The sequence below is a fragment of the Pseudorhodoplanes sp. genome (assembly GCF_046289595.1).
In the GTDB taxonomy this organism is placed as follows: domain Bacteria; phylum Pseudomonadota; class Alphaproteobacteria; order Rhizobiales; family Xanthobacteraceae; genus Pseudorhodoplanes.
In genome coordinates this window covers 23,361-32,424 of record NZ_JBKBVB010000045.1, presented here as the reverse complement: position 1 = coordinate 32,424, position 9,064 = coordinate 23,361, and the positions used below count along the sequence as shown (strand labels likewise).

9 protein-coding genes are annotated in these 9,064 nt (G+C 64.1%); 8 read left to right on the top strand and 1 reads right to left on the bottom strand.

Going from position 1 to position 9,064, the window contains the following annotated elements; translation table 11 throughout:
- The 8 genes from ACK41X_RS11525 to trmB form a co-directional block, all read left to right on the top strand.
- Nucleotides 1–568 (top strand): radical SAM protein (locus ACK41X_RS11525; protein WP_409722960.1); only part of this gene is annotated, 568 nt, incomplete at its 5' end.
- 77 nt (nt 569–645) lie between these two features.
- A complete protein-coding gene (locus ACK41X_RS11520; RefSeq protein WP_409722957.1) occupies nt 646–1,617 on the top strand; it encodes a PhoH family protein in 972 nt (323 codons plus the stop codon).
- Entirely contained in the window at nt 1,614–2,129 is a 516-nt protein-coding gene (gene ybeY, locus ACK41X_RS11515; protein WP_409722955.1) for an rRNA maturation RNase YbeY, read from the top strand. The genes ACK41X_RS11520 and ybeY overlap by 4 nt, the downstream gene beginning before the upstream one ends.
- Nucleotides 2,130–2,139: 10 nt before the next feature.
- A complete protein-coding gene (locus ACK41X_RS11510; RefSeq protein ID WP_409722952.1) occupies nt 2,140–3,357 on the top strand; it encodes a transporter associated domain-containing protein in 1,218 nt (405 codons plus the stop codon).
- Nucleotides 3,354–4,949: an apolipoprotein N-acyltransferase gene (lnt, locus tag ACK41X_RS11505; RefSeq protein WP_409722949.1), complete on the top strand. Its 1,596-nt coding sequence runs from the start codon at nt 3,354–3,356 to the stop codon at nt 4,947–4,949. The genes ACK41X_RS11510 and lnt overlap by 4 nt, the downstream gene beginning before the upstream one ends.
- A gap of 268 nt (nt 4,950–5,217) precedes the next feature.
- Nucleotides 5,218–5,622 carry a helix-turn-helix domain-containing protein gene (locus ACK41X_RS11500; RefSeq protein WP_409722947.1) on the top strand — a complete coding sequence of 135 codons (405 nt, stop codon included), beginning with the start codon at nt 5,218–5,220 and terminating at the stop codon, nt 5,620–5,622.
- A gap of 127 nt (nt 5,623–5,749) precedes the next feature.
- On the top strand, nt 5,750–7,024 hold the full coding sequence (gene metK, locus ACK41X_RS11495) for a methionine adenosyltransferase (protein WP_409722944.1): 1,275 nt from the start codon (nt 5,750–5,752) through the stop codon (nt 7,022–7,024).
- 53 nt (nt 7,025–7,077) lie between these two features.
- Nucleotides 7,078–7,809 (top strand): tRNA (guanosine(46)-N7)-methyltransferase TrmB, encoded by a 732-nt coding sequence (trmB, locus tag ACK41X_RS11490; RefSeq protein ID WP_409722941.1) that lies wholly within the window; start codon nt 7,078–7,080, stop codon nt 7,807–7,809.
- Here the strand turns inward: trmB and ACK41X_RS11485 are convergent.
- On the bottom strand, nt 7,769–8,872 hold the full coding sequence (locus ACK41X_RS11485; RefSeq protein WP_409722938.1) for a DUF2336 domain-containing protein: 1,104 nt from the start codon (nt 8,870–8,872) through the stop codon (nt 7,769–7,771). The genes trmB and ACK41X_RS11485 overlap by 41 nt on opposite strands.
- Nucleotides 8,873–9,064: the final 192 nt, after the last annotated feature.

The following is a 9,064-nucleotide window of genomic DNA, read 5'->3' as shown; positions in this document are numbered from 1 at the left end:
GGGCTCCGACCGCATTCTCGATGCGATGAACCGCAAGCATACCCGCGACGATTATCTGCGCGTCATCGAACGGCTGCGCAAGGCGCAGCCCGCGCTGGCCTTCACCTCGGACTTCATCGTAGGCTTCCCCGGCGAAACCGACCGCGACTTCGACGACACCCTGGCGCTGATCGAGGCGGTCGGTTTCTCCGGATCGTTCTCGTTCAAATATTCGCCGCGCCCGGGCACGCCGGCCGCCGACATGCAGGACCAGATTCCGGAAGACGTCAAGAGCGAACGGCTGCAGGCGCTGCAGGCGCTGATCGACAAGCAGGCAGCGGCATTCAACCGCGCCTGCGTCGGGCGAACGCTCGACGTGCTGTTCGAGAAGCCGGGCCGCCATCCCGGCCAGATCGCCGGCAAGTCGCCCTATCTGCAGCCGGTGCAGGTCGCGGCCGATGCCGGCCTGATCGGCACGATCGCCGCCGTGCGGATCGAGGATACCGGACCGCACAGCCTGTTCGGCACGATCCCCGGGCCGGCGCGACCTGCGCCGCAGCACGCCGACCTTACGGCTTTGGAGGCCTGACGCCTTTGCGCAATTACAAGCCAGGTCAAAGCGCCCCGCTCGCTTCCAGGAATGGCAGCGATACCGCGATCCAGACCATGCTCGCCTTCGACGACAACAAGCTCGCATCGGCGCTGTTCGGACAATACGGACAGAATCTGGCGCTGATCGAACGCAAACTCGATGTGGTGGCCGATTCGCGCGGCAACCACGTCACCATCGAAGGCACCCGCGAAGCCTGCGATCAGGCGCGCCGCGTTCTCGAGACGCTTTACGATCAGCTCAAGAATGGGGGCGAGGTTGCGCAAGGCGATGTCGAAGGCGCCATCCGGCATGCGGTGGCCCAGGGCTCGCTGTTCGACAACGATCAGGCCGCCGCGCGAACCAATTTCGCCGATATCGCGCTGCGCAAGCGTACCGTGCGCGCCCGCACCGCCGGGCAGGACAGCTATATCCGTGCGCTGAAGCGCAATGCATTGGTGTTCGGCACCGGCCCCGCCGGGACCGGCAAGACCTGGCTTGCGGTCGCCCATGCGGTGTCGCTTTTCGAACGCAAGGAAGTCGATCGCATCATCCTGTCGCGCCCCGCGGTCGAGGCGGGCGAACGCCTGGGCTTCCTGCCGGGCGACATGCGCGAGAAGGTCGATCCCTATCTGCGCCCGATCTACGACGCGCTGTTCGATCTGATGGACATGCGCATTGTGGAGCGCGCGCTGCAATCGGGCGAGATCGAGATCGCGCCGCTCGCCTTCATGCGCGGACGCACGCTTCACAACGCCGCGGTGATCCTCGACGAGGCGCAGAACACCACATCGATGCAGATGAAGATGTTCCTGACCCGGCTCGGCGAGAACAGCCGCATGATCGTGACCGGCGATCCAAGCCAGGTCGATCTGCCGCCGGGGCAGGTCTCCGGTCTCGCTGAAGCGACGCGGCTTCTGAAGGAGGTCGAGGGCATCGGCCATGTCGCCTTCAAGAACGAGGACGTAATCCGCCACGAACTCGTGGCCAGGATCGTGGCGGCCTATGACAAGGCCGGGCCTGCGAAGCGCCCGGACGGAACGTCATGAACGCCATCGCAGAGCAACGCCCCCGCGCTGCCACCGAAACCGCGGCGGCCGATGTCGATGTCGATGCCGCATCCCCGCTCTGGTCCGCCGATGCGCCCGAAGTCGTCCGTCGTGCGATCGAGGCCGCGGCCCGCACGGCAGGCCGGCCGGGAACCGTCGCCGTCATGCTGACCGACGACGCGACGATCCGGGCCATGAATGCGCAGTGGCGTGGTATCGACAAGCCGACCAACGTCCTCTCCTTCCCGGCCCATAAATCTGCGGCTGCTGCGGGGAGCTTCCATCTCGGCGATATCGCCATCGCCCATGAGACGGTCGCAGCCGAATCTGCGTCTGAAAACAAGGCCTTTGCGGACCATCTCGCGCATCTGGCCGTCCATGGCTATCTTCACCTGGTCGGATTCGATCACGAGACCGACGCAGAGGCCGCCCGCATGGAAAATCTGGAGATCCGGATCCTTTCCGGCCTCGGCATCGCCGACCCCTACGCGGACAAGCCCTCCGGGGACTGACAGCACAGCCATGCCCGACACCGAACGGTCAGCGTCTTCGACCGACCCACAGAGTACCAGCAATCTTCCCGCCACCACGCGCGCCGCGAAATCGCGCGATGGCGGCGACGGCGTTTTCTCGCGCTGGCTGCGGACCGTGTTCGGCTGGCGTTCCGGGTCCACGCGCGCCGATCTGAAGGAAGTGCTGGAGGAAAGCCCGCCGAGCGAACTCGGCTTTTCGCCCGAAGAAGGCACGATGCTCAAGAACATTCTTGGGCTGCGCGAACGGCGGATCGACGACGTGATGGTGCCGCGCGCGCACATTGTCGCGGTCCAGCAGGATATCGCGCTTGGCGAGCTGGTGAAGGTGTTCGAGAAGGCCGGCCATTCGCGCCTTGTCGCCTTCAACGACACGCTCGACGATCCGGTTGGCATGGTCCATATCCGTGACCTGATCGCTTTCATCACCGCGCGCGCCTCAACCGCCCCCAAGGCAAGGCCGCGACGGAGAAAGAAGTTGCCGGAGGGCGCAGCCAACAAACCTGTGGCCGAAGCGGCCGCGGCCAAGGATGCGGAGAAGCCCGTCACGGGCATGCTCGACCTTAGCGCCGTCGATCTGACGATGCCGCTGTCGAAAACCAAGATTATCCGCACGATGCTGTTCGTGCCGCCCTCAATGCCGGCCATCGATCTGCTGGCGAAGATGCAGGCGACCCGCATCCACCTCGCCCTGGTGGTCGACGAGTATGGCGGCACCGACGGCATTGTCTCCATCGAAGACCTGGTCGAACTGATCGTCGGCGACATCGAGGACGAACACGATGAGGAGGAGGCGCCCGGCATTCTCAGACAATCAGACGGCTCTTTCGTCGCGGATGCGCGCGCAAGCCTTGAAGACGTGATCGAAGCGGTCGGCAAGGGCTTCGACGTCGGCGAAGCGTTGAACGAGGTCGATACGCTCGCAGGCTATCTGGTGTCGCAGGTCGGCCGCGTCCCGGTGCGCGGAGAGCTGGTGCCGGGCCCCAGCGGATTTGAGTTCGAAGTGCTGGATGCCGACCCGCGCCGGGTCAAAAAGGTCCGGATCCACAGCGGCAAGAGCCGGCGCGGCGCGCGCGAATTGCCGGCGCCCGCACAACCGAGCCCTGCCCAGGCAGTAGCCCTGCCGGCGCCGAGCCAGCCCAAGCCCGTCGCACCGGGTGTATCGGCGGCGCGCAACGATGGCCCCGGCAGGGGTCCGCAGCAGCCGTGAGCCTCACGCAAGTCGCGCATGCCGTGGTTCTGTCCTGGGGCTGGCGCCGCGCGCTGATCGCTTTTGCGGCCGGCGCAGTGTCGGTGCTGGCGTTGCCGCCGTTCGATCTCTGGCCGATCCTGTTCCTGACCTTTCCGGTTGCGGTGTGGCTGATCGATGGTTCGGCGGCCGGACGGCTTGGCGGCGCACCTGCCGCCGCGATCGCCGGATGGTTCTTCGGCTTCGGATATTTTCTGGCCGGACTTTACTGGATCGGTCACGCCTTTCTGGTCGATGCGCAGACATTCGGCTGGCTGCTGCCGTTTGCCGTGACGGCGTTGCCGGCGGCACTGGCGCTGTTCACGGCGGCGGGCTTTGGACTGGCCCGGACAATCTGGCCGCGCGGCGCGTTGCGCGTGATCGCGCTCGCGGTCGCGCTGACAATCGCGGAATGGCTGCGTGGGCACATTCTGAGCGGCTTTCCTTGGAACAGCTACGGCTACGCACTCACCGGAACGCTTGTGCTGGCGCAGACTGCGTCGGTTCTGGGCTTGTGGGGTCTCACATTTCTGTCGGTTGCAATCTTTGCCAGTCCCGCAACGCTGGCCGACGATTCATCGGACACACCGCGGCGCGCCATTCCTGTTGCACTCGCCGCATTGGCGCTGGTGGCGATGGCGGGCTTTGGCGCATGGCGGTTGTCGCAAAATCCGGAGCGCTTCGTCGACAATGTCCGTCTGCGTATCATGCAGCCGAATTTGCCTCAGGACCAGAAATTCAATTACGCCGCGCGGCACAAGATCATGGCTCACTATCTGTCGCTGTCCGAGGGGCCGGGCGGCGCGCAAGGCGCGGGCCTGGGCGATGTGACGCACCTGATCTGGCCGGAATCCGCCTTCCCTTTCTTTCTGACGCGCGAGGGCAATGCCATGGCGCAGATCGCTGATCTGCTGCCGCCCGGCACCGTGCTCATCACCGGAGCGGCGCGCGCGGCCGACGCCTCTCCCGACCAGCGCCTGCGGGCCTATAACTCCATTTACATGATCGACGACACCGGCACCGTATTGTCGGTCTACGACAAGGTGCATCTCGTTCCCTTCGGGGAATACCTCCCGTTTCAGAATGCGCTGGAGCAGCTGGGCTTGATGCAGCTCACCAAATTACCGGGAGGATTTCTGGCGGGCGGCCGGCGGCGCAGCTACGACGTTCCCAATGCGCCGCGCGTGCTGCCGCTGATCTGTTATGAGATCGTGTTTCCGGGCGCTGTCGTGCCCTCCGGAGAGCGGCCGGGATGGCTGCTCAACGTCACGAACGATGCATGGTTCGGGATCAGTTCCGGGCCGTATCAGCATTTTCAGCAGGCGAGAATTCGCGCCATCGAGGAAGGATTGCCGCTGGTGCGCGCCGCCAATAACGGCATCTCTGCGGTTGTCGATCCGTTCGGGCGGATTATTGCAGAGCTGCCGCTCGGCGCTGAAGGCGTGCTCGATGCACGGCTGCCTCAGCCGACGGAACGCACGGTCTACGCGCGGCTCGGCGACGGGACCGCAGGGCTGGCTGTCGCACTGTTTCTGCTCATAGTGATGCGTTATCGGTCAAAACCGTCCGTGTAGACCAGTTCCAGAAAGTGGTCCGGGCAGTTTTATTGCCAAACGCAATATTTGCTGAAGCGATGCTTTTGCCTCAAGCGCGGTGAATTGCCCCTTGCGCGACCGTGGTTAACGCGCAAAATTCGCGCGAGCGTGCTGCCTTGAAGAGCGTTCGCTTCAATTGCGACAATGGTGTTGCAAAATCGTTTGACCATGTGACGGGAACATGCGCAAAGCAATCGCGGATATAGAAGCGCCTGAGACCATCGAGCCTCACGCTGCGGAGATTGGAATGGTCAAAAAGTCCCCGAACCCGACCGACAAGCATGTCGGAGCGCGCGTACGCATGCGGCGCATGATGCTCGGCATGAGCCAGGAGAAGCTCGGCGACTCGCTTGGCCTCACCTTCCAGCAGGTTCAGAAATACGAAAAGGGCACCAACCGGATCGGCGCCAGCCGGCTGCAGCAGATTGCCAATATCCTCGAAGTGCCGGTGTCTTTCTTTTTCGAAGGCGCGCCGAATAATTCGAATTCGCAATCAGGGTTCGGCGAGGCGGCATCTCCCTCCTATGTCTCCGACTTTCTGGCGACATCGGATGGTCTGGCGCTGACCCGCGCCTTCATGCGCATCAAGACCCCCAAGCTGCGGCGCCGCATCGTCGATCTCGTCGAGCAGATTGCAGCCGAGGAAGACTGAGCCCATCCCCGGCCCAAGGGTTGCGCCCATCCAGCCCACATCTTGACCGCGCGGTGACAAGGCTGCATTGAACTGCTTTCCACAACCGACGAACGGTCCGTCTCGTCCCCAGGGGGAGTAGCAACCAGTGCCGCGCAAGAGCCATCTGTTCACCAGCGAGTCCGTCTCCGAAGGACATCCGGACAAGGTCTCCGACCAGATTTCCGATGCGATCCTCGATGCCTTTCTCGAGAACGACGTCAAGCTCGGGATCGCCGACGACAGCCTCGTGAATACCCGCCTCGGCTGCGAGGTGCTGACCGCCACCAACAAGATCGTGGTCGCGGGCGAAGGCCGCGGGCAGGCTCCGTTCTTCAAGAACTATAACGGCAAATCGGTCGTCAACCGCGAGCTGATCACCGAAATCGCGCGCGGGGTCGTCAAGGATATCGGCTACGATCAGGACGGCTTCTCCTATCATGGCGCCGACGTTGAAGTGCTGCTGCACGGCCAGTCGCCCGACATCGCCATGGGCGTCGACGCCAAGAAGAAGCGCGGCGAGGAACAGGAAGGCGCCGGCGACCAAGGCATGATGGTCGGCTTCGCCTGCACCGAGAGCGAGGTCTATGAGAAGAACTCGTTCATGCCGGCGCCGATTTATTTCTCGCACAAGATCCTGAAAGTGCTGTCGGACCTGCGCCACTCGAAGAAGCTGCCCGATCTGCAGCCGGATTCGAAAAGCCAGGTGACCGTCCGATACGAAGACGGCAAGGCGGTCGGCTGCACCAAGGTCGTGGTCTCGACCCAGCACAACGCGCACAACAAGAACGGCAAGAAATACACTCCCGCAATGGTCCGCGACATGATTGGCGATGCGGTGGCGTCGGCGCTGCCGAAAGGCTGGATGCCGAAAAAGGACTCCGACTTCCTGGTCAACCCGACCGGCAATTTCGTGGTCGGCGGCCCCGACGGCGATTGCGGCCTGACCGGCCGGAAAATCGTGGTCGATACCTATGGCGGCTATGCGCCGAACGGCGGCGGCGCCTTCTCTGGCAAGGACCCGACCAAGGTCGACCGTTCCGCCGCCTATGCCGCGCGCTATCTGGCCAAGAATGTCGTCGCTGCAGGCCTTGCCGACATGTGCACCATCCAGGTGGCCTATGCGATCGGCGTCGCCGATCCGATGTCGCTTCTGGTCGACACCCACGGCACCGGCAAGGTCGACGAGGCCAAGCTGGAGAAGGTGCTGGCGGAATTGTTCCCGCTGCGGCCGACCAACATCCGTCGCGCGCTGAAGCTCAATCGGCCAATCTACCGCCGCACCGCGGCCTATGGCCATTTCGGCCGCGCGCCGGAAAAGGACGGCGGCTTCTCCTGGGAGAAGGTCGATCTGGCCGATCAGATCCGCCGCGCGTTCAAATAACCGCACACGACAGCTTGTGTTTTGCGAACGGCCGCATCATGGATGCGGCCGTTATGCATTCGGAACCAGCAAAACCGCACGAACGGCGGCACGGCGGCGCATTTTTCGGACGCCGCAAGGGCAAGGCCCTGCGCAGCGGCCAGGCGCGTCTGTTCGAGACATTGCTGCCGCGGCTTCGCATCGATCTGCAACAACCGGCGCCGGATAGCCTGTCCGCGCTGTTTGCGCGCCGGCAAGACGAGGTCCGGCTTGAGATCGGCTTCGGCGGCGCCGAGCATCTGATCGCGCAAGCCACCATAAATCCCGATTGCGGCTTCATCGGCGTCGAACCGTTTCTCAACGGCATGGCCAAGGCGCTGGCCGCGATCGAGGCAAGGGCCCTCGACAACATTCGCCTGCATCACGGCGACGCCATCGATCTCCTGGCCTGGCTGCCGCCCGCCGCGCTGTCGACGGTCTACCTGCTCTATCCCGATCCGTGGCCGAAGCGCCGGCACTGGAAGCGGCGCTTCGTGCAGGACCGCACCGTTACCGCGATCGCGCGCGTGCTGCACCCCGGCGGCGTCTTCCGTTTCGCGACCGATATCGAGGACTACGCCGCATGGACGCTGGTGCGGCTGCTGCAGTCTCCCGATTTCGAGTGGACCGCGCAGTGCGCCGACGACTGGCGTCAGCCTTGGACGGATTTTGTGAGCACGCGCTACGAAGCCAAGGCCAAGCGCGAGGGCCGCAGGCCCTGCTACCTCACGTTCCGGCGGCTTCCGGGGCCGGCTCGACCGGCGTAAGCTGCCAGAATCGCACCACCCGCTTGGCGGTCGCGGACGACAGGCGGTCGAAATTGGCGGCCGCCGTGTCGAGGCTCGGCGCGCCCTTGCCGCGCTCGCTGGTCCGCGCCAGCAGAATTTCCCGCGCGGTCGACCAGCTGTAATTCGCAGCTTTGCAGAGGATGAGGATCGGATCGGGGCGCTCGCCTGAGAGCAGGCGGTCCACGACATCGGCCGGCACATCGGACAGATAGGACAGGGCGACAACCGTCTGGTCGTATGACCGGCTCCTGGCAAATTCGGCGAGTTCGGCCTCGCCGAGCTTGCCTTCCTCGGCCAGCATGCGCACCCGGACATGCGCTTCGGAAAAATCCCTCGGCGGGCGCACGGCAAAGGCCTGCCCCGAGACCCGCGCCAGCACGCGCCGGATCTCGGCCTGGGTTTCCGGGCGCGCCTTTGCCAGCAGCCGTCGCTGCACCACTTCGGTGGCGCGTGCGAGCAATTCCCGGAACATATGTTCGGGCACGTCGTTGCGCAGCGCGACGGTCTCGGCGAGCACACCGTCATGCTCGGCGCTGCGCACCAAGGCCGCAAAAGAACTTTCGGAAATTCTCGCGCCGGCATTGCCGGCCAGCTTGCGCTTGACCGTGAAGTCCCCGCGCCGCACCAGAACGTCGGTCACCGGCTCGTCGATCGCCGCGCGGCTGGAGATTGCGTAGAGATGTTCCGGTCCCATGGCGCCGGCGATTTCGACGAGATCGGCAGTCACGAGCCGCGGCGATTGCGCGAGCACGGGCCCCGCCACCATGATGTCTTCGTCTTTGGCGAGCCGGCGGATAATCTTGCCCGGAGAATTGGGCACCGGCGCCAGCTGACGCGACAATTCCGCGCGGGCCTTGGACTCGATTTCCCGGATCAGCATGACGAACACGTCGTCGAACAGGCGCAGATGATCCTCGTTGAAGCGTTCGGCGGCATGCAGAAACAGCGCGGTAATGCGGCGCAGGGCGTCGTGACGCCGCTCGTCGGAGCCGTGCTGGACGACGCTTTCAAGTTCCGGAAACAACGAAAATGATGGGGCCATCGATCTTTTACAAAATGGGACAGCCGGCAAAAATCGGTCGAAATTTACCGCCCGAGTCTGAAGGAAGGGTTAGCCGGTTAACGGGCACTTGGTCCGGGATTCGCAGGCACTTGCGAAATCGAGTGAAACCGCTATATTCGCCGTGTCTTAAGACACCTCATAACAGTCCGGTTGTCGGGCTGGTTTTTGAGA

Excerpts from the sequence above, each read along its gene's own strand:
- ACK41X_RS11520 (WP_409722957.1), top strand. The coding sequence starts at position 646 with ATGCTCGCCTTCGACGACAACAAGCTCGCATCGGCGCTGTTCGGACAA.
- ybeY (WP_409722955.1), top strand. The coding sequence starts at position 1,614 with ATGAACGCCATCGCAGAGCAACGCCCCCGCGCTGCCACCGAAACCGCG.
- ACK41X_RS11510 (WP_409722952.1), top strand. The coding sequence starts at position 2,140 with ATGCCCGACACCGAACGGTCAGCGTCTTCGACCGACCCACAGAGTACC.
- ACK41X_RS11500 (WP_409722947.1), top strand. The coding sequence starts at position 5,218 with ATGGTCAAAAAGTCCCCGAACCCGACCGACAAGCATGTCGGAGCGCGC.
- trmB (WP_409722941.1), top strand. The coding sequence starts at position 7,078 with ATGCATTCGGAACCAGCAAAACCGCACGAACGGCGGCACGGCGGCGCA.
- ACK41X_RS11485 (WP_409722938.1), bottom strand. The coding sequence starts at position 8,872 with ATGGCCCCATCATTTTCGTTGTTTCCGGAACTTGAAAGCGTCGTCCAG.